This is a genomic window from Arthrobacter monumenti (assembly GCF_054511255.1).
This window is the reverse complement of sequence record NZ_JBTNCY010000005.1, coordinates 66,569-92,403: the sequence shown is the minus strand read 5'-3', so window position 1 is coordinate 92,403 and position 25,835 is coordinate 66,569. Positions and strand designations below refer to the sequence as shown.

Genomic DNA, 25,835 nt, shown 5'->3' with positions numbered 1-25,835 from the left:
ACAGGCAAGTATTACACCAAATCAGTAGTAAATACGCTCTTCGCGTCAGCGGAGGCAACAAAAAGTTAGCGGAGGATATGGCCAAGAAAGACGGGGTCATCGAGATTGAAGGCACGGTCAACGAGGCGCTGCCCAACGCGATGTTTCGTGTTGAGCTGAGCAACGGACACATTGTGCTCGCTCATATCTCAGGCAAGATGCGGCAACACTACATCCGGATCCTTCCCGAGGACCGGGTGGTTGTCGAGTTGAGCCCGTACGACCTGACCCGTGGCCGGATCGTATACCGCTACAAGTAATGCTCTAACCAAGCACACCTGCAAGAACGCAAAGGAACCCCATGAAGGTACAGCCGAGCGTTAAGCCGATCTGCGAAAAGTGCAAGGTGATTCGCCGCAACGGGCGCGTCATGGTGATCTGCGACAACGTGCGTCACAAACAACGCCAGGGCTAGATCAACTCTTAGCCCACGCACAGTTTGTGCAGTAGTAACTCAATAGAAGGCAACGCACCAGCCGGTCCGCAAGGACCAGAGTTGGAAACCCCCGGTCGGAGGCCGGGGCCCTGCTGAACGCAGGGATGTGATTGCTTACGACCTCCGGTTTATCCAAGGAGTGAGGCCATAATGGCTCGTCTCGCTGGCGTAGACCTTCCCCGCGAAAAGCGGTTGGAAGTAGCGCTTACATACATTTACGGCGTGGGCAAAACCCGTGCACTGAAGACTCTTGCAGACACCGGCATCAGCGCCGACGTCCGCGTCAAGGATCTCTCTGACGATCAGCTCGTTCAGCTGCGTGACTACATTGAAGCTACCTTCCAGGTTGAGGGTGACCTTCGCCGCGAGGTGGCAGCCGATATCCGCCGCAAGGTTGAGATTGGCAGCTACCAGGGTATCCGCCACCGCCGCGGACTGCCGGTACGCGGACAGCGCACCAAAACCAATGCCCGCACCCGCAAGGGCCCCAAGCGTACGGTCGCTGGCAAGAAGAAGTAGATCCCGTGAACCCGTTATTCCCAACGGGATCCGATGACCTTTTGTAGGAGATGTAATGCCCCCAAAGACTCGTGGAGCGGTTCGTAAGCCGCGTCGCAAGGATAAAAAGAATGTAGCGGTCGGACAGGCCCACATTAAGAGCACCTTTAACAACACCATCGTGTCCATCACGGACCCGTCCGGTGCTGTCATCTCATGGGCCTCGGCCGGTGAAGTTGGCTTCAAGGGCTCACGCAAGTCCACCCCATACGCTGCGCAGATGGCCGCCGAGGCCGCTGCCAAGCGTGCCCAGGAGCATGGCGTCAAGAAGGTTGACGTTTTTGTGAAGGGTCCGGGGTCGGGACGCGAGACCGCAATCCGTTCGCTGCAGGCCACTGGCCTCGAGGTTGGCTCCATCTCGGATGTCACCCCCAGCGCCCACAACGGTTGCCGTCCCCCCAAGCGCCGTCGCGTCTAACTGACCAAGCCGCCGCAGCCGCCTGATGACGGGCCGGTTCCGCCGTCGAAAGATGAGCGTGAACCACCGTACCGATCAGGCGGCCTGCGCTGGCTAACGGCCGGGCTATTGGCCGGTCAGTCAAGACGTTTGTTTCAATCCCTGTGTTGCGTCATATAGCGGATGCTCGCCGAAAGGAAACCTAAGTGCTCATTGCACAGCGCCCCACCCTATCCGAAGAAGTAGTTGCAGATAACCGGTCCAGGTTCGTCATCGAACCACTGGAGCCCGGCTTCGGCTACACGCTGGGAAACTCGCTTCGCCGAACCCTGCTGTCCTCCATCCCCGGAGCTGCTGTCACCAGCATCCGGATCGATGGCGTACTGCACGAGTTCACCACCGTTCCCGGTGTGAAGGAAGATGTCACCGAGATCATCCTGAACATCAAAAACCTGGCTGTGTCCTCAGAGCACGACGAGCCCGTCGTCGCCTACCTGCGCAAGCAGGGACCCGGCGTCGTCACGGCTGCCGACATCGCTCCGCCGGCCGGTGTGGAGTTCCACAACCCGGAACAGCACATCGCCACGCTGAACGAGAACGGCAAGTTCGAGGTCGAGCTGACCATCGAGCGCGGCCGCGGCTACGTTTCGGCTGCTCAGAACAAGTCCGCGGATGCAGAGATCGGCCGTATTCCGGTTGACTCCATCTACTCGCCGGTCCTGAAGGTGACCTTCCGCGTGGAAGCCACCCGTGTTGAGCAGCGCACCGACTTCGACCGCCTGGTGGTCGACGTCGAAACCAAGGAAGCCATGGCACCGCGCGACGCCGTCGCCTCCGCCGGCACCACCTTGGTTGAACTGTTTGGTCTTGCCCGTGAGCTGAACACCACGGCCGAGGGCATCGAGATTGGTCCGTCGCCGACCGACGCCGCACTGGCAGCGGATATGGCACTGCCGATCGAGGATCTGGACCTCACCGTCCGTTCCTACAACTGCCTCAAGCGCGAGGGCATCCACTCCGTGGGTGAACTCGTGGCCCGCTCCGAGGCAGACCTCATGGACATCCGTAACTTCGGTGCGAAGTCCATCGATGAGGTCAAGGCAAAGCTGGTCGAGCTTGGGCTTTCGCTCAAGGATTCGCCCCCAGGGTTCGACCTGGCACGCGCCGCCGAAGAAAAAGACGACGAGGCCGACTACAGCGACGAAGACGACCAACTCTAAATCGCGACAGACGCTCTGAGAGAAGATTCCCTCGCAGAGCACCATTTGAGGAGAAACTACAATGCCTACGCCCACAAAGGGTAAGCGCCTGGGAGGCGGAGCCTCACACGAGCGTTTGATGCTCGCGAACCTCTCCGCTGCTCTGTTCGAGCACAAGCGCATCACCACCACAGTTACCAAAGCCAAGCGCTTGCGTCCTTTCGCGGAGCGCATGGTGACCTTCGCCAAGCGCGGGGACCTGACCAGCCGCCGCCGCGTGCTGGCCCAGATCCGCGACAAGTCAATTGTGCACGAGCTGTTCACCGACATCGCGTCCGCAGTTGAAGGCCGCGACGGCGGTTACACCCGGATCACCAAGATCGGCAACCGCAAGGGCGACAACGCCCCCATGGCCGTCATCGAACTGATCCTGGACCCGGTCAGCCCCAAGCAGGCAACTGTTGCTGAAGCCGAGACCGCCACCAAGTCCGCAGCCCCGGCCCCCGTTGCCGAGTCCGCAGACAGCGGCGATTCGGCCGACTCCGCTGATTCCCCGGAATCGGCAGACAGCGCCCCGTCCGCCGATTCGGCTGACGAGACCAAGGACGAGTCGGCAGCCGCGGAAGCCCCCGCCGTCGACGTCGAAAAAGGCAACGAAGAAGACGAGCCCGAGAAGAAGGCCTAGCTTCACCTGTTGATATGACAACGCACCAGCCCGCTGTACCCCAATCCGGGGGCGGCGGGCTTTTGCGTGTCAAAATGCGGGTGGCCTACGACGGCGGTCCCTTCTCCGGGTGGGCCATACAGCCCGGCCGCATCACAGTACAGGGTGTCCTGGAAGAGGGGCTCGCCACGCTGATCCGCCGTCCCGTCCGTGCCACCGTCGCCGGCCGGACCGACGCCGGAGTCCACGCCCGGGGCCAGGTGGTCCATTTCGATCTGTCGCCCGATGAGTGGTACGGACTCAGCCGCGGCAAGGACCTCGAACCGGGGGAGGCGTTGCAGCGCCGGCTCCGCGGTGTCATGAACAAGATTCTGCATATCGGTTTCTCGGGCGCCGACGTCCGGACCGACAGTCTCGCCGCCGACAGCAGCGTCAATGCCATCCAAGTGCACGATGCCGTCCTGGCGCCGGCGGGCTTCGACGCCCGTTTCTCCGCACTCTGGCGCCGCTACAGCTACCGCATTGCCGACGACGCCGGCAGCTGGGACCCGCTGACCCGACACCTGACGCTCTGGTACAAAGATGCTCTCGACATCGACGTCATGAACAATGCCGCCAAGGCGCTGCTGGGCCTTCAGGATTTCAAAGCATTCTGCAAACCCCGCGAGGGCCGCACAACCATCCGGGAACTGCAGCGCTTCGAATTTGTGAGGAACGACGACGGCGTCATCGTCGCCACTGTCCAGGCGGACGCCTTCTGCCACAACATGGTCCGTTGCCTGATCGGTGCGGCCCTGCTTGTCGGATCCGGCGACAGGTCGGCCGAATGGCTGAGCGAACGACTGCTCGCCAGGAAACGCGATGCCCAGGCGAAAATGTCGCCGGCGCATCCATTGGTCTTCGAAGAGGTCGGCTACCCGGGCGACGCTGAAATGCTGTCGCGCGCGGAGTCCACGCGCGCCCGCCGCGTCCTGCCTTGATCGAATCTTGAGCTTGGGATGAAATTTCCTGAATCCTGAGCGCTTCTTTCTTTGTAAACAAACGTTTCTTGAGGATGCTCAGGCATTGTTGCAGATGTCAGCCAAAGAGGCTGAAGAGATTCGGTTCCCGGTTCCACCCCGTTGGGGGGATGGGGTGGAACCGCCAACTGAAACGAGACTCTAATGCGTATCAACATGAAGACCACTTCCGGCAAGCTCCTCGCATCGGCAGCGCTCCTCGGTACCGCCGCCGCCGTCGCAGGACTTGGAACCTACGGAGCATTCACTGACTCGACCGCGGCCAACGCGGATGTCAGCCTTGGGACTGTCGATATCAGCCTGGGAGATCCCGACGACGCCGTAGCAGTGGCCATCGCGGATGTGCTGCCGGGTGACACCATCGAACAACTAGTCACCTTGTCCAACACGGGCGTTTCTGACCTTGCATCCATTAGCCTCACGACGACCAGCACGGCTACGGCAGGGCTTGACCTCAGCAGCGTTGTCAGCTTCACCATCGACGCCTGCTCCGGTACCTGGGTATCCGTTCCGAGTGGTGCGGATACCTGTAGCGGCACGACCACACCCATCGTGAGCAGCACTACGCTTGCCGTTACCAATCAGGCGCTCACCGGACTGTCAGCCGTCGATTCCGGGGAATCCGACCAGTTGAGGATTGCCGCGACCCTGTCTGATGAGGCCGGCAACGAGTACCAAGGGGCCATGAGCGACATCGCGTTCACGTTCGACGCTAGTCAGCGCACGGGCTCGACCAAGTAAGCCCAGGCTGGCCGGGGGGAGGGACGGGAATCATGCGGACAGTGTTGCGCTACTCAGCCACAGCCCTGGTATGGGGCCTCTTGACCACGGCAGTCCTTGCGTTCCTGTTCCTGGCCATCGGACCGAGGGTATTCGGGTATCAGACCTACACCATGCTTACCGGCTCGATGGCGCCGCTGATCAACTCTGGCGACGTCGTCGTAAGCGTCCCAACCGACGTCGAAGATGTTGCAGTGGGGGACATCATCACGTACCACATCCCTATCGACGATCACCGGGTCGAAACCCACCGCGTTGTCGAGGTCATCGAGAAGCCGGATGGTTCGACGGCTGTACGGACCAAGGGTGACGCGAACGAGAGCGTGGATCCATGGACCGCGGTTCTTGAGGGCGACCAGGTGGACCGGCATGCTCTGACCCTTCCCTACCTTGGAACAGCAATCCGGACCTTCCAGCAGCCCGTATTAATGAAAGTCCTACTGTACGGCGCACCCACGGTATTGGTTGCCGGCATGCTGATGGCCATCTGGCGCAAGAACCCTGAGGAAACCGACGACGGCAGCACGCAAGCGGCGAGGAAAGCCAATGTTTCCGCCGCCTAACGTGGCTCTGGGAGCCCTCTCCCCGGCAACTTTCTGCAAGTTGGCCGACGAGCTGGACAACATCTCCGGTGCAGTGAATTTCATAACCACGTTTTTGGAGCTCCTGCCTCGGCGGGTCACACGGATACTTCAAGCGGTTCAGAGCAGTAACGACTTGGAAGCCATGGAGGCAGTCCTGAGCCTGAAGGTAACGTCCGCTATGGCTGGTGCGCACAGCATGGAAGAGCTATGCGTGCTGCTGGAGACCGCTTTGAATTCGGGCAATTCGGCCGAGGCGAGTCGTGCAACAGCCGAACTTAGCAACGCCACAAGGTCATTCGGTTTCGTACACACTGACTCGCCGGGCGGGACGCCATGTTGACGCAACAGCCGCCTGTACTCCAGGAATCGTACGGATCAAGGTGGTGTAAGCGAGCCTTATGGCGCATGACCCTGGGGTTAATGCTGCTGGCATCGATGCTGTTTACCCCTACCGTGGCTGAGGCCGTTTTTTCCGGAACAGCCAGCCGCGTCATGACTGTCACCACGGCCAAGCTGGCCGCACCTGATGCGGTACAAACCGTTTCAACGGCCAGCTGTGAGAAAGCCGGAGGAGACTCGAAACTGACCATCACAGTGGGATCCTTGGCTGAGGTTCCAGGCGCAAACCTTCATGAACTGACAGTTTTTAATCCCGCTGGCGAACCCATTGAAACCGTTGTTCTCGACGCTGGCGGCTATGTGTACCCCAAGACAGACCAATGGAAGACCATGATCGGTACATGGACGTATGAAATCCATGGTTCCTATGCCGTTCCCGGGTCAACCAATGTATGGGAAGGCCCACCGCTCAGCCGAACGGTAATCTGCCCGGACAGAGCAGGGAAGGGCGGCTAGATCTCGACCGCTGGCTATACCACGATCGCTGGCGCCGTACATTGCCTCAACGCCGGAATTGCTTGGTACACCTACTCCGCGTAGGTGTACCAGCCCTGGCCGGTCTTCCGCCCGTAATGACCAGCCTCGAATAGCTCGGTCAATGCCGGATGCGGAAGATCGGCGGGATCGCCGGTTTCCTCGAAGTGCGCCTGCCTGATCAGGTGGACGACGTCGATACCCACCAGGTCCATCAATTCGTAAGGCCCCATAGGGTGGCCGAGCGCGGTTTTCGCTGCGGTGTCGATGTCCTGGAAACTGGCGATCCCGTCGTCGTAGAGTTTGAGGGCCTCTGTCCGCAAGGCGCCCAGCAACCGGTTGGCCACGAAGCCCGGGATCTCACGGTTGATCAGAATGGGGGACTTGCCCATTCGTTCCGCCAGACCCATGGCTGTCTCCACGGTTTCCGGTGAGGTGTTTTCGTGCCGCACCACCTCCACGCACTTCATCACCAGCGCAGGGTTGAAGAAGTGCATGTTGCATACCCGGTCGGCGCGGCCGGTAATATCGGCAACCTGCGAGGACCCCAGCGTGGATGAATTCGTGGCGAGGATGGCATGTGCGGGTGCATGCCGATCGAGTTCCTGGAAGATCTCCCGCTTGATCTCCAGCTTCTCGACCGCCGCCTCGATGACGAAGTCGGCCGTGGACGCCGCTTCCTGAAGACTGGTCAGGTAATTCATCCTTCCCAGGGCGGCGTCCACGTTCGCGCGCTCCATTCGGCCCTTCGAGACGTTGCGGTCCATCCGTTGCGCCAAGGCAGCCTGCGCCTTGGCCAGCATGTCCTCTGAAATGTCCTGAATGGTGACCTGGTATCCGGCCAGCGCGCCAACCATACCTATCTGCGAGCCCATCGCACCGGCGCCCACCACCAGGATGCGCTTGACGTTTTCGAGAGTTGGTGTTGAATTCATAGCTACTTTCCTTGGTAATTGGCAGGACGTTTCTCCAGGAACGCCGAGGTCCCTTCTGCCTTGTCCTCGCTGGTATACAGCAGGGATTGCGCGAGCCGTTCCAGCAGCAGGCCGGTTCGTTGGTCTGTTTCAAATCCGTGCCTGACCACCAGCTTTGCCATCCGGACCGCGAGCGGTCCTTTGGCCAGGATGGTTTCGGCCGTGGCGGAGACCGCCTCCATCAACTCCGCCGCAGGCACGACGTCGGTCACCAGCCCAATGGCTTCGGCCTCGGCGGCTTCGACCATACGGCCCGTGAGGATGAGTTCCACCGCCCGGCCCTTGCCGACCAACCGCGATAACCGCTGTGTTCCGCCGGCCCCCGGTATGATGCCGAGGTTCGTTTCCGGCAAGGCAAACCGGCTGCCCTGGGCAGCGATCCGGATATCGCAAGCCATCGCGAGCTCCAGCCCTCCACCCAAGGCATAGCCGTTGATGGCCGCAATGGTCGGCTTCTCATACTCTTCGATGGCGTCATACAGTTGCTGCATCTTCGGTGCCAGGCCGTCGAGCATCGTCTTGCGGACCAGCTGGTTAATATCGGCGCCGGCGATGAAACTCTTCCCGCCAGCACCGGTGAAAACGACGGCGCCCACCTGCTCATCTTCGGCAAAGACTTCAAGAGCCTGGGCAATTTCGTCCAGAACCAGCTGGTTGAGGGCATTGCGGCTCTCAGGCCGGTTAACCTTGATGATTCCCAACCGGCCGCTGACGTCTGCCTGGATAACTGAAAACTCCATCATTCCCCTTACTTGAATGCCGGGATGCCGGTGATGTGATTGCCGAGGATCAGGGTATGCACTTCGTCTGTGCCCTCATAGGTGCGCACACTTTCCAGATTGTTGGCATGGCGCAGTGGTGAGTAATCCAGCGTGATGCCATTGCCGCCGAGAATGGTTCGCGCCTCCCGCGCAATGGCGATCGCTTCCCGCACGTTATTGAGCTTGCCCACGGAAATCTGTTCAGGTTTCAGCGCACCTGCGTCCTTTAGTCTGCCGGTGTGGATCGCCAGCATCGTGCCCTTCTGGATTTCGAGCAACATGTTTACCAGCTTCTCCTGCGTGAGCTGGTAGGAGGCAAGTGGTTTCTCGAACTGCAACCGCTCCAACGAGTAATCCAGCACCGCTTCGTAACTATCCCGGGCCGCGCCCATGGCGCCCCAGATGATTCCGTACCTGGCCTCGTTGAGGCAGGAGAAAGGGCCGCGCAGGCCCTTCGCCCCGGGAAGCAGCGCAGAATCCGGAAGACGAACGTCCTCTAGCTCGATGTCGCACTGGACCGAAGCCCTCATGGACAGCTTCGATGTGATCGAAGTGGCGGTGAATCCGGGGGTGTCCGTGGAAACCAGGAAGCCGCGGACGCCGTCGTCGGTCATTGCCCAAATCACCGCAACCTGCGCAATGGTGGCCAGGCCGATCCAGCGCTTGGCACCATTGAGGACCCAGTCCTCTCCATCCTTCCGGGCGAAGGTGTTCATGCTGGACGGATCGCTGCCGGCGGTGGGTTCCGTGAGGCCGAAGCATCCAACAGTGTGCCCGGTGGCCATGGACGGCAACCACTGGTTCTTCTGCTCCTCGGATCCCCACTTGTGGATGGCGCTCATGGCGAGGGAGCCTTGGACGCTGACCAAAGTACGGATGCCCGAGTCTCCGGCCTCGAGCTCCATTGCGGCGAGGCCATACTCGACAGCCGACCGTCCGGGACAGCCGTAACCGGATATGTGCATGCCCAGAACTCCGAGGCTGCCCAGTTCGCGCATCAGGGCGACCGGGAATGTGGCGTCCTCGTACCATTCGGCAATGTTCGGCTTGATCCGCTCGTCCACGAAGTTCCGAACGCGGGCCCGCACGGCCAACTCATCATCCGTGAGCAGACCGTCAAGGTCCAGGATGTCGGACCTATTGTCCTGCCGGACCGGTTCCGGGCTGGCCGGACGGGCGCTTGCCTCCGGGGACAGTTCCAAGATTGCCATGTGTTCCTCCGGGTTTGGCCCGCCGGTTCCTGCGGGCGTTGGGGTGATCATCTTCACTCTTGCAGGGTTATTAGGTTCGTTCCAATACCAAAAAGGTGTCCCATTGATGCATGCAACCGACGTAATTGGGATCAGTCCCTGAAAACGCGCGGTCTTTGAAGCCGACGGCGCCCTGGGTATCAATCCCATCCGGATAAAGTATTGGATTCAGGGCAGTGGCCTCTGTAAGAGTGACGTGGATAACAAATCACGCTACGACGTCCGCAAGTCGCCGAATACCGGTGGAAGCGGAACGCGAGGGGCTTCAATGAAGAAATTACTGACTGGCGCTGCTATGGCTGCAATTCTCGCCGCAGGGATCGTCACCGGCGGTGCTCCGGCAAAGGGAGACCTGGATTCCCAACTCGTTATGACGACCTACGGGGTGGGAACCGGAACCTACAACGACCTCGCCGCCGTCGCCGACAGCCTCACCCGTGTGCAGGGCACCCAGGTTCGCATACTCCCTTCCGACACGATGATTGGCCGCGTTGCACCCATGCGGGCAGATAGCGCCCAGTTCAGCCGGATGGGCGATGAGTACTATTTCGCATTCGAAGGAATCCAGGATTTTGCCAGCGAGAACTGGGGCCCGCAGGATCTTCGCATTGTGTGGGCGCCGATGGGCAACTATGGAATGCTCGCCCGCGAGGATGCCGGGATCGATAGCTTCGAAGACCTGAAGGGCAAGAAATTTCCCCGCATCATTGCCAACAACTCCATCAACATCAAGCTGGAGGCGTACCTTGCCTACGGCGGATTGACATGGGATGACGTGAAGCCCGTGGACATGAGCTACAGCGATCAGACGGAAGCGCTGGAAACAGGACGGATTGATGTCCTCTTCAGCAGCGCGTACGGCTCCAACCTCGAGGAGCTCGCCAGCAAGGTCGACGTCGACTGGATGAGTATGGACAAAAAGTCACCCAAGAGGATGAAACGCGTGCATGAACTGGCGCCCATGGTCACAGTGGGTGAATTCTCCGGCGCACCGGGAATGGAGGAGGGCGAGTCCGCGAAGAATTTCGCCTATACCGTCCCCATCTCCACCTATGCGGATACCGACGACCAGACGGTGTATGAACTGGTAAAGGCAATTGATGAGAATTACGACCGATACAAAAACACGACTCCATCGGTCAGCGAATTCGCGCTGAAGGAAGTTCTCCATAAACCCCAAGTGGTTCCGTTCCATGAAGGCACCGTCAGCTATCTGAAGGAAAAGGGATTGTGGACCAAGGAAGCCGAGCGGAAGAACAACCGCCTTATTGAGCGCCAGTCCCGCCTCCAGTCCGGCTGGGAAGAATTCATAAAAACAGCGGATAAAGACAAACTCGCGCAGGAATGGATCGCGTGGAAGGAAGAGAACCTTGACTAATTTGATGCGGTCCTTCCGGGGCAGCTCATCGCACCCCGGGCAGGCCAATGAATCCGCCGGTCCGCGCCTCAACAGCTTATGGCGCACCGTTGTAGTGCTGATGACGATCGTCGGCATATTGCTGTCCATGAACCAGGCATTCATGTGGGGACTCTTCGGAATCACCCTGCTGACCCATGCCTACCTCTACTTCATGCTGACCTGCTTCCTTTCGATTACCTTCATCATCTTCCCGGCAGCAAAGGTTGCCCCCGTGCCGGCAGTGAGCACGCAGGGACAGGCGCTGCCCTCCAGCCGCCCTCCGGCGCTCGCCTGGTACGACGTCGTTCTCTTTGCCGTGACGATTCTTGTCACCTTGTACTTCGGAACGAATGCGAAGACCATCCTTACCTTCGGCTGGGACTATGCCGCGCCTGCGCTGGCCACCGTCTTCAGCGTGATCCTGTGGGGACTGGCGCTTGAGGCGCTGCGCCGCACTGCGGGCTTCACCGTGACGGTCATTGCATTCCTGTTCTCGGTCTATCCGATGTTTGCCTCCCGGATGCCGGTCGACTTCCTGCAGGGAATTTCCCATGACTTCCGAACCACGGCGCAGATCCATGCGGTTGGTGTGGAGAGCATCATGGGCCTGCCATTGCAGGCGGCCGCAAGCATTCTCATCGGCTTCCTGCTCTTTGGCGTAATTCTTAAGCACACCGGCGGATCGTCCTTCTTCCATGATCTGGCACAGTCCCTGTTTGGAGGCGCCCGTGGTGGCGCGGCCAAGGTGTCCGTGGCCAGTAGCGCCTCCATGGGGATGATGAGCGGAAGCGCAGTTTCAAATGTGCTCACCACCGGCCCGATGACAATTCCGGCAATGATCAGATCGGGATTTGCGCCGCGTTTCGCGGGAGCCGTCGAAGCTACGGCGTCCTCGGGCGGATCGATTACTCCGCCGGTTATGGGTACAGCGGCCTTCCTGATGATCTCCTTTGTCGGTGTTCCCTACAAGGAAATACTCATCGCGGCGGCCATTCCTGCAGTGCTCTACTACGTCGGCATCTACCTGCAGATTGATGCGTACTCAGCCAAAAAGGGCCTCACCGGACTGGACCGCTCTCAGCTGCCCCGGTTCAAAGCCGTCCTGGCTTCCGGCTGGCCCTATGTGGCGGCACTGGTGCTGCTGACCGGGTTACTGATCGTCACCACGGAAACCCAGGCACCCTTCTGGGTCGCCGGTGCGCTGGTGCTTTACGGAATGTTGAAGCGTGCGGACCGGCTGACTCCCCGCGGACTGATTGAGATGCTGTTCGACTGTGGCAAGACCATCAGCGAGATACTCGGAATCATCGCCGGTGTAGGCCTTATCGTCGGCGGGCTTAGCATGTCCGGCGTGTCCCTTTCCCTCGCCCGGGAATTGCTCGTTCTTGTGGGCGACAATGTGGTGCTCATGCTGATTGCGGGAGCTGTCACGTGCTTCATCCTGGGCATGGGCATGACTGTTTCCGCCGCTTACGTGTTCCTTGCCATCGTGATGGTGCCCGCCGTCGTCGAACTTGGTGTGAACCCGATCGCAGCCCACCTTTTCGTGATCTACTGGGCCGCCGTTTCCTACATCACGCCTCCGGTGGGGCTGGCGTCCTACGCGGCGGCGGGGGTTGCCGGCGCGGATCCGATGAAGACCAGTATCTCTGCGATGCGGTTGGGCGCCGTGAAGTACATCGTGCCGTTCGGGTTTGCGCTCAATCCGGCGTTGGTGGCACAGGCGCCACTTCCAGAAATTGTGACGGCATTCCTGCTGAGCCTGATCGGCGTCTACGCCCTGGCCTGTGCTTTCGAAGGCTGGTTGCTCGGCATGCGGCGGCGGATTCCAATCCTGCTCCGGGTGCTTTCCGGGGTGGCCGGTGTCAGTTTCCTGATGCCCGGGTTCATCGCGGCAGCCATTGGTGCAGTATTGCTCGCGGCGGTGGTGCTGCTGACACTGCTCCTGCGCCGCAAGGATGAGAGAACGACGACGGCGCCGGCTGCCGAGCGCTCGGAACCAAACGAGGACCCGGTCCTTGTATCCAACGAGTAGCCAGCGGAACCGGCCGGACCGCCTGTAGCTAGGTGGATCCGGGGGTTACAGCCTCCGGATCCGCTGCCGGGGAGGGGAACACGGCGTCGGAAAGCCGAAGCACTTCGCGCAGGGCAGGACTGCTGTCATCGTCGCGCCAGATGAGCTGGAGTTCTATGGGATCGACTGGGTCCGAAAGGTCAAGGAACTCCACGCCGGGGTAAGACACATTGGCCGGTACCGAGGAGACAGTGAGCGCGCATCCAATCTCCGCCGCAACCAGGGACAGCAGGGTGGAGGTGTCCGGAGCAACTTGAACGATCGACGGAACGAAACCTGCCTTGTGCGAGAGCCTGTCCAGATGGTCCCTGAGGACGGCACCCGGGTCCGGAGGCAGCGCCACCATTGACTCGCGGGCGAGATCGGCCATACTGACGGATTCCCGTCCCACCAGGCGGTGGTTCGCCGGAACGGCAATTACCAGCGTCTCGCGTGCGACCGTCCTGGACTCGATTCCGGCAGGAAGGAAATTCCAACGTCCCAGACCGATGTCCATCGTGCCCGCAATGACCTCGTTCAGCGCCGGGACTGCGTAGTAGGAGCTGTAGAGTTCCATGTCGATTCCCGGATGCGTCTGGCGCACCAGCTTGGCAAGCTTGCCCACCATAACGTGCGAGGATACGCCGGCAAAGGCAAAACGCACCCGGCCGGATTCGCCCTTGCCCGCAGAAGCCACGGCCGCCTTTGCCCGGCGGCAGGCCGCCATGATCTCCTCGGCCGGCTCCATCAGGGCCTGGCCCGCCGTCGTCAGTTTCACGTTCCGGGTGCTGCGCTCAAACAGCAGTGCGCCCAACTCCCGTTCCAAGTTCTTGATGGTGCGGCTAAGCGGAGGTTGGGCAATATGCAGGCGCTCCGCAGCCCGGCCGAAGTGGAGTTCGTTGGCCACAGCCAGGAAGGAGCGGATCTGTTGAAGTTCCATGAGACGGAATTATTGCCGTAAGTAAAGCCATTCGTCAATGATTGCTGAGCCCGAGGACATGAATCACGGTCCGCCTCCAACGAACAACCGCCAGGCACGCCCATCTTATCCATACTCTCGAAGCAATAATCAGCTACCCAATTTGTATTGGACGCCACGTAATAGCTCTGGAAGTCTAAGTGATACGCAGCACACCAATGGAGGGATCTAGCAATGACTGCATCTGCATCGGCCAAACTCAACGAGTTGTTTGGACGTACCGGTACCGGCCCCTTGAGCGGTCTCGTTGTTGCCGATTTCAGCCGGGTGCTTGCCGGCCCCTACTGCACGATGCTGCTGGCCGACATGGGTGCCACTGTGATCAAGGTGGAATCGCCGGAGGGAGACGACGCGCGGACGTGGAAGCCTCCGGTGCACGACGACGAAAGTACCTTCTTCCTGTCGGTCAACCGCAATAAGCACTCCATTGCACTGGACTTCAACGATGCCGCGGACCTTGCCTTGGCACAGCAGCTGGCCGCCCGGGCGGACATCATGGTGGAGAACTTCAAACCAACCGGACTTGAACGCTATGGCCTCGACTATGCCGCCGTCGCCGAACACAATCCGCAGGTGGTCTACGCCTCCATTACCGGATTCGGAACTGGCGCCGGCGCCGGACTGCCTGGCTACGACCTACTCGTGCAGGCGGCCTCTGGAATGATGAGCCTTACCGGAGACCAGAGCACCGAACCGTTCCGCGCAGGGCTGGCGATGTTCGACGTCATTACCGGTTTGCATGCAAGCACCGGAATTCTGGGGGCACTCCACCACCGGACCGTCACGGGGGAGGGGCAGCACGTTGAGCTGAACCTCATGTCGTCGGCGCTGTCCGGGATGGTGAACCAGTCAGCCGCCTATGTCACCGGAGGCGTCGTTCCCACCAGGATGGGGAATGAGCACCCGAGCCTCTATCCATACGAGCCGATGCTGACCGGGGATGGACGGCTGGTTATCGCCGCCGCGAACAACGGCCAGTTCGCACGCCTCTGCAATGCGCTCGATATCCCTGAACTGGCCGACGATCCCCGCTTCATCACCGCCGAGCAGCGCAACGCCCACCGCACTGACCTCCGGGTTCTGCTGGAGGAGCAACTCGCCGTCCGTTCTGCCGAAGAATGGTTCCCCATCCTGTCCGGAGCGGGATTGCCCTGTGCGCCCATCCAGGATGTCAAAGGCGGCGTCGAGTTTGCAGAACGACTGGGACTGGAGCCGGTGGTGCTTCCCGGTCCATTTGAACGGCAGATTCCCACCGTGCGGCACCCCGTCGAATTCTCCCGGACACCGGCCACCTACGAACTGGCGCCGCCGGTCCTGGGTTCGAGTTCGGAACTGGTGCGGGGCTGGTTGGCGGCCCAGATGGCCGGTGCACGGTGAGCGCGGGATTCCGGACGTCGTCGTACGTCCGTTGGTCCGATATGGACCTTAATGGGCACGTGAACAATGCCCGCGTGGTCACGCTTCTCGAGGAGGCGCGTATCCAGTGGCGTGCCCAATTGGAGAACATCGCGCCCGTGGACCGGGAGAACCAAACTGTCGTCGCGTCCCTGCAGCTCGACTATCTGGCGCCAACTGAATATGGCAGCGATGTGGATGTGGACATCACCGTTACGCGCATTGGAACCAGGTCCTACACCCTGAACTATGCCGGCAGCCAGGTCGGGATGCAGGTTTTCAAAGCCTCAACCGTCATGGTGCCGATGGAACAAAGCGGTGCCGGCGCCCGGCCGCTCACCGCTATTGAGCGGCAGGAACTTTCCACCTACCAAACGACCGGCCTCAACAGCGCAGACATGGCGACAACCAACGCCTGATCTGTCCGTTTTACATTTTTCGAGAAGGAGAACCATGAGCATCGACGCCATGAACACAGACATCGTCAACACCGATTACTACCTCCTGGATGAACTGCTGTCCGAAGAGGAAGTGCTGATCCGCAAGAAGGTCAGCGGCTTTGTCAACGAGTCGGTCCTGCCTGTGATCAATGACTATTGGGAAAAGGCCCAGTTCCCCTTTGAGCTGTTGCCGGGTATAGCGGACCTGGGCATCATCGGCTCGACCATCGAAGGCTACGGCTGCCCGGGCCTGAGCAGGCTCGCCTCCGGAATGGTCTCGGTCGAAATGGCCCGCGGCGATGGAAGCCTCAACACCTTCCTCGGCGTGCAGTCCGGGCTGTCCATGGGCACCATCAACATATTGGGCAACGAGGAACAAAGGCAACGCTGGCTGCCCGGTATGGCCCGGTTGGAGAAGATCGGCGCGTTTGGGCTGACCGAACCCGATCACGGATCTGACTCCGTGGCTCTGGAGACAACCGCCCGCAAGGAAGGCGGTCACTATGTGCTCAATGGCCGCAAACGCTGGATCGGCAACGCCAGCATCGCCGACGTCGTCATCATCTGGGCCCGCGATGAAAGTGACGGCAAGGTCAAGGGCTTCATCATCGAGAAGAACGACGACGGCAGTTACCCGGACGGCTACAGCACAGAGTTGATCACGGGGAAGATCGGCAAACGGGCCATTTGGCAGCCCGACGTCACCATCGAAAACGTGCGGGTTCCAGCGGAAAACAAGCTTGCCGAAGCCCATTCGTTCAAGGACGTCACCCGGGTCCTCACGGCCACCCGCAGCGGTGCTTCCTGGGAAGCTGTGGGCCATGGAATTGCCGCCTACGAAGCGGCGGTGACCTACGCCAAACAGCGCGTCCAGTTCGGCAAGTCAATCGCCGGGTACCAGCTGGTGCAGAACAAGCTGGCCAACATGTTGTCCGAACTGACAGCCATGCAGCTGATTTGTTTCCGGCTTGCCACGCTCGCCGATCAGGGCAAGATGACCAGTGCCATGGCGTCCCTGGCAAAGATGCACACCGCCCAGAAAGCGCGGTGGATCTGCTCCGAAGCACGCGACATCCTCGGCGGAAACGGGCTGCTGCTCGAGAACCACGTGGCCCGGCACATGACCGACATGGAAGTGGTGCATACCTACGAAGGCACCGATTCCATCCAGTCCCTGATCATCGGCCGGGACATCACCGGCATCTCTGCTTTCGCCTGAGAGGAAGGCCGGATCTTATGAACGAAGCATTCCTGGTTGGGGGAGTACGGACACCCGTTGGGCGCTACGGCGGCGCACTCTCCTCGGTACGCCCCGACGACCTGGCCGGCATGGTGATCAAGGAGGCGGTCGGCCGGGCCGGCATCGATCCCGAAGTCGTCGACGAAGTGATTCTCGGCTGTGTAAACCAGTCTGGCGAGGACAACCGCAACGTCGCCCGGATGGCCACCTTGCTCGCCGGCCTGCCGGATACAGTGCCCGCCATGACGGTCAACCGCCTCTGCGCCTCGGGACTCAGCGCCATCATCACGGCATCCCAGATAGTCAAGACCGGCGCGGCCGACATCGTGGTGGCCGGAGGCGTCGAATCCATGTCCCGCGCACCGTGGGTGATGGCCAAACCTGAAAAGCCGTTCGCTCGCCCGGGAGAGGTTGCGGACACCTCGCTTGGCTGGCGCTTCACCAACCCACGGTTCGCCGCACAGGAGAAAACCACCTTCTCCATGCCGGAAACCGCGGAGGAAGTCGCCAAGGTGGACGGTATTTCACGTGAGGACGCTGATGCCTTCGCTGTCAGGTCCCATCAAAATGCCCTCGCTGCCATTGAGGCAGGGCGGTTCGCGGACGAAATCCTACCAGTTCAAACCAAGGCCGGAGTCGTTGACCGTGATGAGGGGCCAAGGCCAGGCACATCAACGGAAGCGCTCGCCGGACTCCGTTCAGTAGTCCAACAGGGTGGTGTCGTCACGGCGGGCAATTCGAGTTCATTGAACGACGGGGCTTCCGCCATCGTAGTCGCCAGCGAGCGGGCGGTGGAGCGGTTCGGACTGACACCCCATGCCCGCGTGGTGGACGGCGCATCCGCCGGTGTACCACCGGAGATTATGGGCATCGGTCCTGTGCCTGCCACCGAAAAGGTGCTTTCCCGCAACGGATGGACGATCGGAGACCTAGGCGCGGTTGAGCTGAACGAAGCCTTCGCCACGCAGTCGCTGGCCTGCATCCGCCGCCTCGGCCTGGTTGCAGAAACGGTAAATAAAGACGGCGGTGCAATCGCACTCGGGCACGCCCTCGGATCATCCGGTGCACGAATAACCATCAGCCTGCTCGGCAGGATGGAGCGGGAAAACGCCCAGCGAGGACTGGCGACCATGTGCGTAGGCGTCGGTCAAGGCACCGCCATGCTATTGGAGCGGGTCTAACCTTCACACCGGCGCGGCGACAGCCTGGACTTCCGCTGAATGCACAGCTTTGGTTCGGTAGTAGAAGAGGGGGTACGTGCCCAGGGTCAATAATGCGAATGCGAAGAGCACGAGAGGCAGATCCAAAGTAACGACAATGCTCATATGGAGCACTACGCCCCCAACAATTGCCCCTTTGACTAGCTTGCGGGACCACAATGCAAACGCGAGAAACAGTCCCATGACGACAGCCCCGACACTCAGCGGGACGTGGGCAAAGTCAGGTAGTGGTATCCACATTGCGGAGCGAAGCATCTCGCCGCTGAGGAAAACGGGATTGATCTTTGCGATGGCGGTGAAGAAATAGACCACCGAAATTTGCGTCATGATCAGCATGTCCGGCCAGGTCAGGTGCGACTCCTGATATCCGCGAACCTTGGCGTCCAAGGACCAGCTCGCGCCCGGATGTCCCATGGCAAGCTACGCGCTAAGGCAGAGCAAGAGTAGCTGATGGCTGCTATAGGTCTGCTGGTCCCAGAGCAAAACAAACGCTGTGACGGCAGCTATGGAGCCAGCCGCCGTTCGGGAACGAAATCCCGCAATGAGAGCGATTGACCCGATAATTCCCACTGTGAGGACAACGGCTATTGCCTGATCACCAACCGCGGGAAATCACCCAAAGAATGGAACGGCGATGCGCCCTCGAGACAATGAGGATTCAGAGCGCCGCCGATCGGGGTAACAGCCAGTGCGTGCGATTCGGCGAAGTTCGCCGTCATGAGTCACCTTCGAAAGACTGCTCCGCCTTAGCCCAATGAGGTCGATAGCGGCAGGGCAGGAAATATGCCGCAGCCATGTGCGGGGAGCGCCATCTGCAGTTTTGATTCTGATTTTTGGAAGTTGCCAATCGGGCTGGCCAGCTGCAGAACGACAACGCTGAAGACGAACGGCCGCACCACCGGCTTAGCAGAGAGCGTCGTGTCCATCGATTCTTCTCCGGTTCGCTGCTTAAGGCTGGCAGCTTATCCTCCGCCAAATGTTTCCATCGCGTTGATAACGGCAGGCCCGAGTATCACGATGAACAACACGGGAAAGATAAAGAACAGTAACGGGAACAACACCATCACCGGCAGTTTCATTGCCTTCTCTTCAGCCCGCTGCCGGCGCCTCACTCGCATTACTTTTGCCTGTGTCCGGAGTACCTTGCTAAGGGCGATGCCATAAGCGTCGGCCTGTACGATCGCCTTAACGAAACTACGTAGTTCCGGCACGCTGGTGCGGTCGGATATGGCCAAGTAGGATTCTCGTCGGCTTCTACCGACCTGCATATCCTGCAACGCTCGTACCAATTCCTCAGCCAGTGGCCCTCTGCCATTGCTGCCCGCCCGCCACATGGCACTCTCGAATCCCAAGCCAGCTTCGACGGAGATCAACATTTGGTCCAGAGTGTTGGGCAGCTCCAACTGGATGGCCTTCTGCCTTTCCTGCCCCTTGCTGTATAGCATCAGATCGGGAATGAAGTAACCAAGCACTGTGAGAAAAACCCCGATTACCACGATGGTGGGTCCCGGGTTGAGAGCGAAGAACAACAGTCCAACGACGGCACCGAGTATGGCCATCGCAGGTTTACCAGCCAGCAGCCGTGCAAAGGGCATCGAAGCCGGACGACCAGCTAGGGACAGCAACCTGTCAAGCTTTTTGACGTAACCGGCCGGCGTAAGTGTACGTCCCAGACGGTAGAACAGGCTCGGATTGCCTGTTCGGCCCTCCTCCGGTTTTTCGAAGCCGCGGTTCAGGTTCGCTTGGACGATCTTTCGCCCCTTCCTATCGGTCGATAGGGCAGTCCAAGCGAGATACCCAACAGGCACGGAGACCAGTAGCAGCGACAGCATCAACACGATGTTCATAACCACCCGGCCTCAGAACTTCAGGTCTATGATTTTGCGCAGCCAGAGGGCACCAATGATCATCATCACGAGTGAGACGCCTATCATCACCCATCCGAGTGGGTCCGTCAGCAGAACGCTTACGTACTCGGGGCTTAGAAAGCTCAGCAGCCCGACGATACCGAACGGCAACCCGATGAGGATGTACGCCGAAAACTTGCCTTCCGCGCTCAAAGCTTTGATCTGGCCCTTGATCTCGCTGCGCTCCCGGATCGTTCCATTGACATGGTCCAAGACCTCCGCGAGGTCTCCGCCGACTTCACGGTTGATCTGAATGGCTTGTGCGATCCAGGCGAAGTCCTCGTTCTGCATCCGGTGCGAAGTATCCGTGAGCGCGGCCAACAGGTCCTTGCCCAGGCTGGTCTCGGTCACGACCCGTCGCATTTCCTCAGACATCGGGCTGTCGGCTTCGGTCGCTGCTGCGTCGATGGCCCGCAGAACACTGTGGCCGGCCCGGAGCCCGCCGGTGAGCAACTGCAGGATGTCTCCGAGCTGGCCATCGAACTTACTGCGCCGGCGGCTCGTCAACCGAGCCAGAATCAGGTGCGCGATAAAGGGCGTCAGCATGAAGAGCAGGAGAGCCAACAACGGGCCGCCCAGTGTCAGACCAACCAAGACAGCTACACAACCGCCCGCTGAGACCAGGATGAACATATCCGCTTGACTGAGCTTGACACCGGCGGTTTCCAAAATTTCGCGCCGATACAGCCGCTGAGGGTGACGCTGCAGAAACCGGTCGACGCCACGGACGGCGGACCCGGCGAACCGCGATAGCTGGGAGACCGTGGCTTCCACTTCGAATGGTCGACGGCGGTCCAGCGGCACGGAGGTCTGCTGTGGCTTGAGCGCATACATCACCAGAGCCAGGGCGGCGAGACAGGATGCGGAACCGATAAGGAATAGCGGGGTCACGGTGTCGTTCACCTGCCCATTGGAATATTGGCGCCGAAAACCGATGGCGAGACGGTGATGCCCATGTCTTCGAAGCGCTCAATGAAGCGAGGGCGGATACCTGTGGGTATGGGCTTTCCGAGGAAGCGTCCGGCTTGGTCAAGACCAGCAGAGTAGTCGAAGACAAAGGCGTCCTGCAAGGTGACGATGTCTCCTTCCATGCCCTGGACTTCGGTCACGTGCGTGATACGGCGTGTTCCGTCCCTGAGCCGACCTATCTGGATGATTAGATTCACGGCAGAAGCCAGTTGTTCCCGGATCGCGCGCAGTGGAAGATCCATACCGGCCATGAGCACCAACGTCTCCAGCCTTGCGACGGCGTCGCGCGGGGAGTTGGCATGCACGGTGGACAGTGAGCCATCGTGCCCGGTATTCATCGCCTGCAGCATGTCCAGCGATTCACCGCCGCGGACCTCACCGACCACGATTCTGTCCGGCCGCATGCGCAACGAGTTGCGCAGCAAGTCCCGGATGGTGACGGCGCCCTTGCCTTCGGTGTTCGCTGGTCTGCTTTCCAACCGGACGACGTGCTGCTGTTGAATCTGCAGCTCGACCGCGTCCTCTATGGTGACGATCCTGTCCGTGTCCGGCAGATAGGACGAGAGCACGTTTAGCAGCGTTGTCTTACCGGTTCCGGTTCCTCCGGAGACGATGATGTTTAGCTTTGCCTTCACACAGGCATCGAGCAGTTCGGCCATTTCAGGCGTAAGGGTGCCGAAGTCAATAAGATTCTGCACGGTAAGCGGAGTCTTGCTGAACTTTCGGATCGTCAGTGAGGACCCATTGACCGCAAGCGGCGGAATCACGGCGTTGACGCGGGAGCCGTCTTCGAGACGGGCATCCACCAACGGAGATGACTCGTCAATCCGCCGTCCGACCTTCGAAACGATGCGTTCAATGACCCGCCGCAGATGCTCCTCCGAGCTGAACCGCGAGCCTGTCAGCTCAATTTTTCCTGCGCGCTCAACATAGATCTGGTCCATGCGGTTTACCATGATCTCGGTGACGGCTTCGTCATCGAGCAATCGCTGCAGGGGGCCGAGGCCCAGGACGTCGTCGGCGACATCGCGGATCAACCGCCTCCTCTCATCGGGGGTGAGCGGTACCTGTTCGGCGTCAATCACTTGGCTGAGTTCTTCACGCGCTGCCGTGCGCAGATCCTCTTCTGTGACTGCCGAATCGTTGAATCTGGATCCCATTCGTTCAAACAGCGCCGTTGCTGCCCGCTGCTTCAGCCCTGCGAATGCGTCAACTCGAGGCTTCGGCGCTTCGACCGGAGCGGCAGGTACCGATGGGGCCGCAGGTTTGCTAGTGAGCGTCACCGGAGGCGCACTTTCAGATCCAGCCGGGGCTGCCGGCTCGGGTTGACGTGACTGGATGGGTGCCCGTGTCTCCTCTGCTGGTGCCATACCTGGACGGGTCGCAAGACGTTCTGACAGCTTCATTACACGACCACCCTTCGATGTAGTTTGCGCTGAGATTTGGCGCGCCAACTCGGGTCGAAGCGCTTTACAAGGGTACGCAGGCCCTTCGTCGCAGGATCCCGAACCTCTTCCTGTAACAGTGGAACCCCACGGTTGGTCGCCACAGACAGTGCCCGGGATCTGGGAACGGAAACGTCCACAGGCGCCCCGAGCGTTGCTTCGATATCCTGGACGGATAGACCAGTCTTCGAATCTGCGAAGTTGAGGACGACATGCCGGTTTTCAGGGATCAAGTCCAGTTGGTTGAGCAGATCCATCCCGGTACGCAATCCGCGTACGCTTGGCACGTCCATCCCCGTGACCCAGACAGCATCGGTGCAAACCTCAAGGGCCGCCAGACTGTGTTCGGTTATTCCGGGACCGGTATCGACCACTACGTACTGAAATTCCATCGCCAGCTGTTGCAGTAGCCGGGATAGTTGAGGCACTGAAATATGGTCGGACTCGACCGGGCTCTTGGGCGCACACAGCGCATAAATTCCGGTCGGATGCGCGGTAAGGAACGCCTTCAGAACCATCGAATCCTGACTCGCTGAGGGGGTGACGGCGTCCGTCAACGTGTACTCAGGATTGAGGTAGAGACCGGATGCCACATCGCCGAACTGCAAATCCAGATCGACGAGGACGACATTCATAGGGGCGATTTTGCCGAGTCCGACAGCTATGTTTGTGGCGATTGTTGTTTTTCCCACGCCGCCCTTAGGGGAGAACACCCCGATGACCAGACTATTTTCAGTCCGCGTGGCGGACAAGGTGGCTTCAGACCGCTTCCGGCTGGCCGACGCTTGGCACGCGCGTTCCAACAGCATGCGGATATTGGCAACATCTGCTGTAGGGTTCAGAACGTCCCTAACCCCGGCACGCATTGCATGCATGATCAATTCCGGGTGACTTTCTGCGACGAGAATCAAGCTGATTTCCGGGTACTGGACGTCGAATACGGTGGCCAGTCGGAGCGCATCATCGAGGGGCAAATCTGGGCCAAGAATGAGTACTTCGGTTCGTTCCGCAGACAATTGTGCGAAGATTTCCTGCGGTTGCCTGTGGAGGGCATCAGCGGCCAAGGACTGGACGTTCCCAGGCAGTGATCCTGTGGTCGCCTGCCGTAACCGTCGCTCGAAATCTTGATTCGGGCTGATGAGGATAAACCGACTCATTCGTACACCTCAGTCGTGGTTATTATTGCGTTATCACTTTCGGATGCGTCGGAAGATTCCTTGGTCAGCCACAATGTACCGAACTCACTGCCGTGAACGATCCTGGCTGATTTGGCGTCGTCGACAGCTACCGTTACAAGTAAAGACTCAGTCGGTAGTGGAGCTCCGTCAGGTTCGGATTCGTCAGGGCTGGCCACTGGAGCCCGCTGAATATTGGTCAGAAGCACCTTATGAAATACGAATTTGGTAGTCGACTCTTCTACAGGGTCCACTGCATAGGAAATATGAATGCCGACATGGTCTCCCGGTTCAATAGTTCCTCCTACGGCCCTCTGCGGTTCCAACAGGAAGGACAGTTCCTGGAAGCCTTTAGGGACCTCAACCCTTCCGGAGGATTCGAAGTCTTTAAGGTCAATCAGTCGCTCAGCAACTAGCTGTTCGCCAGCCACCAGATCCACGGCGGTTACTTTACCGGTGGATTCTTTCAGGTCCCTTAAGGCCGACTCGGCGACTGCGGACGCTGGCAGCTTCTCAACGGCCAGGGACTCGGTCAACAGGTCGATATTCGTGCCCGCAGAGACTCTCTCTTGAACGACGAGAACCTCGACGGGCTGCAGCCCGGCCATCGCCCGCTTATCGGCCGCCTGGGCGTAAGTAAAGACCAACAGCGCCCCCACAATCGCGAGGACAACTGCCGCAAAACCTGCGATGAGTCTTGATTTCATGAGGCCCCCTCTTTCATGGTCATATGTACAACGCTTGCCCCAAAATCTTCGGAGGCGCCACTCGTGTATTCCTCGTCAAGGACGACGTGCTGAACAAACTTTCCGATTATGCCAATGCAGTGTCCAGTACAAGCAAAGCCGCCATAATTCGATCGAAACTCGTATTCACCGCTACCACCTTGCTTGAATTTCCACCCATAGATTTCGAAGGCGGCAAAACCAGTGATGTCGTAGCTGGCAGTGTTTCCCGTGCCGGTCACAGAGTCGTGAATCGGAAATAGAACGATGGGATTTTCCCCGGCCAAAATTGATGCTTGCCACGAAGCAAGAAGTGCAGTGCATTCCTTCGGACCGTCGTTTCCTGGGTCACTTCCCGCCGAGTTCTCATCGACATCAACGCGGGCTTCACAGTCCTCGCCGTCGGCATCGAGTTTAGAAAAGCCTCCCGGTGGCCCGCCTAGACAACTCGGCGCTTCCGAACTCTTCGCATAGTACTGGATGAGTTGCAATTCATAACCGTCCTCGATTTCACACTTAGAAAATGTAATCGGAAAAGGCGCCGGCCCCTCAGATGGGGTTCCCCACGCAGCACTTGCATGAGCTCCTATTTCGGCCGATTCAAATCCGAGGGCCCTAGCGAAGAAAAGAGAGATTCTGTTTTCGCCCCCGCCGGTTTCCTTGGCGCCTGTTGTCACGGATACAATTCTTGCTGTGGTATCGAGTCCGATATTTTGAACGTTAGTGAGCCCGTCATTGGCGTTCTCGTTGGCGAGCGTCTTGGCCAACGGCGACGTATCGGAGCAAACAGTTGCGTCCGTAGGGTCCTCGGCACAGGACTGCGCGATGCTGATCGCTGCGGCATCGGCGCCATTTTGAAGCTGTGCCCTCTCTGCATACATAAGTCCAACATCGATGACTAGGGCCGCAAAGCCGAGCAGGGCAACCATCAGGATCGCGACAACGATACTGACAGCCCCGCGATCGCTATTCTCGCTTTTGGTTAGCCGCCGCATAACATCACGCCCTTGCCGATCAAGCTAAATGGACCTGCTATACCCGTTATCGTGTCTAGCTCATATGTGATGGTCATAGTGACTTGGGCGCCTGGTGTGCATGTACCTGGGTCTATGGTCATTCTTGTGGGGTCAAGCGAAGCGGCTGCGTTCTTGGCGGCTGATTTAGCAGCCAAGGCTTCACTGCCTTCGGATATAGCCATGACTCGTACACCTTCGCGCGCTGCGTGGGTGACTGTGATTTGTGCATTGAATGCCCGCCCAAATTCGGCTATTCCAAGTACGAGTAGGAGTAGGACCGGCAGAAGGATGGCGAGCTCCACCGCTACGGCCCCACGCTCGGATGACTTCGGCATTGC

General features: G+C 59.7%; 30 protein-coding genes. 17 read left to right on the top strand and 13 right to left on the bottom strand.

Annotated features, from left to right (window positions below; genetic code table 11):
* Nucleotides 1-77 precede the first annotated feature (77 nt).
* The 11 genes from infA to ACX80B_RS08680 all read left to right on the top strand — a co-directional run bounded on the left by infA (nucleotide 78) and on the right by ACX80B_RS08680 (nucleotide 6,531).
* Nucleotides 78-299, top strand: coding sequence for a translation initiation factor IF-1 (gene infA, locus ACX80B_RS08730; protein ID WP_026534021.1), 222 nt, complete (start codon nucleotides 78-80; stop codon nucleotides 297-299).
* 41 nt (nucleotides 300-340) lie between these two features.
* Entirely contained in the window at nucleotides 341-454 is a 114-nt protein-coding gene (gene rpmJ, locus ACX80B_RS08725) for a 50S ribosomal protein L36 (protein WP_035780128.1), read from the top strand.
* Between the two features lie 171 nt (nucleotides 455-625).
* Complete coding sequence (gene rpsM, locus ACX80B_RS08720; RefSeq protein WP_459295155.1) at nucleotides 626-994, top strand: 30S ribosomal protein S13; 369 nt, start codon at nucleotides 626-628, stop codon at nucleotides 992-994.
* A gap of 55 nt (nucleotides 995-1,049) precedes the next feature.
* Complete coding sequence (gene rpsK, locus ACX80B_RS08715; RefSeq protein WP_459295153.1) at nucleotides 1,050-1,451, top strand: 30S ribosomal protein S11; 402 nt, start codon at nucleotides 1,050-1,052, stop codon at nucleotides 1,449-1,451.
* Between the two features lie 185 nt (nucleotides 1,452-1,636).
* Complete coding sequence (locus tag ACX80B_RS08710) at nucleotides 1,637-2,650, top strand: DNA-directed RNA polymerase subunit alpha (protein WP_026534018.1); 1,014 nt, start codon at nucleotides 1,637-1,639, stop codon at nucleotides 2,648-2,650.
* 61 nt (nucleotides 2,651-2,711) lie between these two features.
* Nucleotides 2,712-3,314 carry a 50S ribosomal protein L17 gene (rplQ, locus tag ACX80B_RS08705; RefSeq protein WP_459295151.1) on the top strand — a complete coding sequence of 201 codons (603 nt, stop codon included), beginning with the start codon at nucleotides 2,712-2,714 and terminating at the stop codon, nucleotides 3,312-3,314.
* A 14-nt stretch (nucleotides 3,315-3,328) separates the two neighbouring features.
* The gene (gene truA, locus ACX80B_RS08700) at nucleotides 3,329-4,273 is read left to right on the top strand and encodes a tRNA pseudouridine(38-40) synthase TruA (protein ID WP_459295149.1); all 945 of its coding nucleotides are present in this window, start codon (nucleotides 3,329-3,331) and stop codon (nucleotides 4,271-4,273) included.
* A 183-nt stretch (nucleotides 4,274-4,456) separates the two neighbouring features.
* Nucleotides 4,457-5,053 carry a TasA family protein gene (locus ACX80B_RS08695; protein WP_459295147.1) on the top strand — a complete coding sequence of 199 codons (597 nt, stop codon included), beginning with the start codon at nucleotides 4,457-4,459 and terminating at the stop codon, nucleotides 5,051-5,053.
* Nucleotides 5,054-5,085: 32 nt separating this feature from the next.
* Complete coding sequence (locus ACX80B_RS08690; RefSeq protein WP_459295145.1) at nucleotides 5,086-5,655, top strand: signal peptidase I; 570 nt, start codon at nucleotides 5,086-5,088, stop codon at nucleotides 5,653-5,655.
* Nucleotides 5,639-6,016: an Hpt domain-containing protein gene (locus ACX80B_RS08685; RefSeq protein WP_459295143.1), complete on the top strand. Its 378-nt coding sequence runs from the start codon at nucleotides 5,639-5,641 to the stop codon at nucleotides 6,014-6,016. The genes ACX80B_RS08690 and ACX80B_RS08685 overlap by 17 nt, the downstream gene beginning before the upstream one ends.
* A gap of 65 nt (nucleotides 6,017-6,081) precedes the next feature.
* The gene (locus ACX80B_RS08680; protein WP_459295141.1) at nucleotides 6,082-6,531 is read left to right on the top strand and encodes a hypothetical protein; all 450 of its coding nucleotides are present in this window, start codon (nucleotides 6,082-6,084) and stop codon (nucleotides 6,529-6,531) included.
* Nucleotides 6,532-6,602: 71 nt separating this feature from the next.
* Here ACX80B_RS08680 and ACX80B_RS08675 read toward each other — a convergent pair whose 3' ends face one another.
* The 3 genes from ACX80B_RS08675 to ACX80B_RS08665 are packed head-to-tail and all read right to left on the bottom strand — an operon-like array spanning nucleotide 6,603 to nucleotide 9,495.
* A complete protein-coding gene (locus tag ACX80B_RS08675) occupies nucleotides 6,603-7,484 on the bottom strand; it encodes a 3-hydroxyacyl-CoA dehydrogenase family protein (protein WP_459295139.1) in 882 nt (293 codons plus the stop codon).
* A 2-nt stretch (nucleotides 7,485-7,486) separates the two neighbouring features.
* Entirely contained in the window at nucleotides 7,487-8,266 is a 780-nt protein-coding gene (locus ACX80B_RS08670) for an enoyl-CoA hydratase/isomerase family protein (protein ID WP_459295137.1), read from the bottom strand.
* A 5-nt stretch (nucleotides 8,267-8,271) separates the two neighbouring features.
* The gene (locus tag ACX80B_RS08665) at nucleotides 8,272-9,495 is read right to left on the bottom strand and encodes an acyl-CoA dehydrogenase family protein (protein WP_459295135.1); all 1,224 of its coding nucleotides are present in this window, start codon (nucleotides 9,493-9,495) and stop codon (nucleotides 8,272-8,274) included.
* Between the two features lie 307 nt (nucleotides 9,496-9,802).
* Here ACX80B_RS08665 and ACX80B_RS08660 point away from each other — a divergent pair, with 307 nt between their 5' ends.
* Together ACX80B_RS08660 and ACX80B_RS08655 are read left to right on the top strand one after the other, a co-directional pair.
* Nucleotides 9,803-10,912: a TAXI family TRAP transporter solute-binding subunit gene (locus ACX80B_RS08660; RefSeq protein ID WP_459295133.1), complete on the top strand. Its 1,110-nt coding sequence runs from the start codon at nucleotides 9,803-9,805 to the stop codon at nucleotides 10,910-10,912.
* Nucleotides 10,905-12,968, top strand: a complete 2,064-nt coding sequence (locus ACX80B_RS08655; protein WP_459295131.1) for a TRAP transporter permease — start codon at nucleotides 10,905-10,907, stop codon at nucleotides 12,966-12,968. Before ACX80B_RS08660 ends, ACX80B_RS08655 begins: the two co-directional genes overlap by 8 nt.
* 28 nt (nucleotides 12,969-12,996) lie before the next feature.
* Here ACX80B_RS08655 and ACX80B_RS08650 read toward each other — a convergent pair whose 3' ends face one another.
* Nucleotides 12,997-13,926, bottom strand: a complete 930-nt coding sequence (locus ACX80B_RS08650; RefSeq protein ID WP_459295129.1) for a LysR substrate-binding domain-containing protein — start codon at nucleotides 13,924-13,926, stop codon at nucleotides 12,997-12,999.
* Nucleotides 13,927-14,139: 213 nt separating this feature from the next.
* On the opposite strand from ACX80B_RS08650, the gene ACX80B_RS08645 reads away from it, so the two are divergent.
* From ACX80B_RS08645 to ACX80B_RS08630, 4 genes are read left to right on the top strand one after another with little or no spacing between them, the layout of a single operon-like run.
* On the top strand, nucleotides 14,140-15,342 hold the full coding sequence (locus ACX80B_RS08645) for a CaiB/BaiF CoA transferase family protein (RefSeq protein ID WP_459295127.1): 1,203 nt from the start codon (nucleotides 14,140-14,142) through the stop codon (nucleotides 15,340-15,342).
* Entirely contained in the window at nucleotides 15,339-15,779 is a 441-nt protein-coding gene (locus tag ACX80B_RS08640; RefSeq protein ID WP_459295125.1) for an acyl-CoA thioesterase, read from the top strand. The genes ACX80B_RS08645 and ACX80B_RS08640 overlap by 4 nt, the downstream gene beginning before the upstream one ends.
* 34 nt (nucleotides 15,780-15,813) lie before the next feature.
* Complete coding sequence (locus ACX80B_RS08635; RefSeq protein WP_459295123.1) at nucleotides 15,814-17,019, top strand: acyl-CoA dehydrogenase family protein; 1,206 nt, start codon at nucleotides 15,814-15,816, stop codon at nucleotides 17,017-17,019.
* Between the two features lie 17 nt (nucleotides 17,020-17,036).
* On the top strand, nucleotides 17,037-18,221 hold the full coding sequence (locus tag ACX80B_RS08630) for a thiolase family protein (protein WP_459295121.1): 1,185 nt from the start codon (nucleotides 17,037-17,039) through the stop codon (nucleotides 18,219-18,221).
* 3 nt (nucleotides 18,222-18,224) lie between these two features.
* On the opposite strand, the gene ACX80B_RS08625 is transcribed toward ACX80B_RS08630, so the two are convergent.
* From ACX80B_RS08625 to ACX80B_RS08585, 9 genes are all read right to left on the bottom strand, one after another.
* Nucleotides 18,225-18,647, bottom strand: coding sequence for a hypothetical protein (locus ACX80B_RS08625; protein ID WP_459295119.1), 423 nt, complete (start codon nucleotides 18,645-18,647; stop codon nucleotides 18,225-18,227).
* A gap of 359 nt (nucleotides 18,648-19,006) precedes the next feature.
* Nucleotides 19,007-19,186 (bottom strand): hypothetical protein, encoded by a 180-nt coding sequence (locus ACX80B_RS08620; protein WP_459295117.1) that lies wholly within the window; start codon nucleotides 19,184-19,186, stop codon nucleotides 19,007-19,009.
* Nucleotides 19,187-19,222: 36 nt separating this feature from the next.
* Nucleotides 19,223-20,107: a type II secretion system F family protein gene (locus ACX80B_RS08615; protein WP_459295115.1), complete on the bottom strand. Its 885-nt coding sequence runs from the start codon at nucleotides 20,105-20,107 to the stop codon at nucleotides 19,223-19,225.
* A 12-nt stretch (nucleotides 20,108-20,119) separates the two neighbouring features.
* Nucleotides 20,120-21,001 (bottom strand): type II secretion system F family protein, encoded by an 882-nt coding sequence (locus ACX80B_RS08610; protein WP_459295569.1) that lies wholly within the window; start codon nucleotides 20,999-21,001, stop codon nucleotides 20,120-20,122.
* Nucleotides 21,002-21,066: 65 nt separating this feature from the next.
* Nucleotides 21,067-22,542: a CpaF family protein gene (locus ACX80B_RS08605; RefSeq protein ID WP_459295113.1), complete on the bottom strand. Its 1,476-nt coding sequence runs from the start codon at nucleotides 22,540-22,542 to the stop codon at nucleotides 21,067-21,069.
* Nucleotides 22,542-23,738 (bottom strand): AAA family ATPase, encoded by a 1,197-nt coding sequence (locus ACX80B_RS08600; protein WP_459295111.1) that lies wholly within the window; start codon nucleotides 23,736-23,738, stop codon nucleotides 22,542-22,544. Before ACX80B_RS08600 ends, ACX80B_RS08605 begins: the two co-directional genes overlap by 1 nt.
* On the bottom strand, nucleotides 23,735-24,463 hold the full coding sequence (gene cpaB / locus ACX80B_RS08595; RefSeq protein ID WP_459295109.1) for a Flp pilus assembly protein CpaB: 729 nt from the start codon (nucleotides 24,461-24,463) through the stop codon (nucleotides 23,735-23,737). The genes ACX80B_RS08600 and cpaB overlap by 4 nt, the downstream gene beginning before the upstream one ends.
* Nucleotides 24,460-25,476, bottom strand: coding sequence for a pilus assembly protein TadG-related protein (locus tag ACX80B_RS08590; protein WP_459295107.1), 1,017 nt, complete (start codon nucleotides 25,474-25,476; stop codon nucleotides 24,460-24,462). Before ACX80B_RS08590 ends, cpaB begins: the two co-directional genes overlap by 4 nt.
* Nucleotides 25,464-25,832, bottom strand: a complete 369-nt coding sequence (locus ACX80B_RS08585; RefSeq protein ID WP_459295105.1) for a TadE/TadG family type IV pilus assembly protein — start codon at nucleotides 25,830-25,832, stop codon at nucleotides 25,464-25,466. Before ACX80B_RS08585 ends, ACX80B_RS08590 begins: the two co-directional genes overlap by 13 nt.
* Between the last annotated feature and the right edge of the window lie 3 nt (nucleotides 25,833-25,835).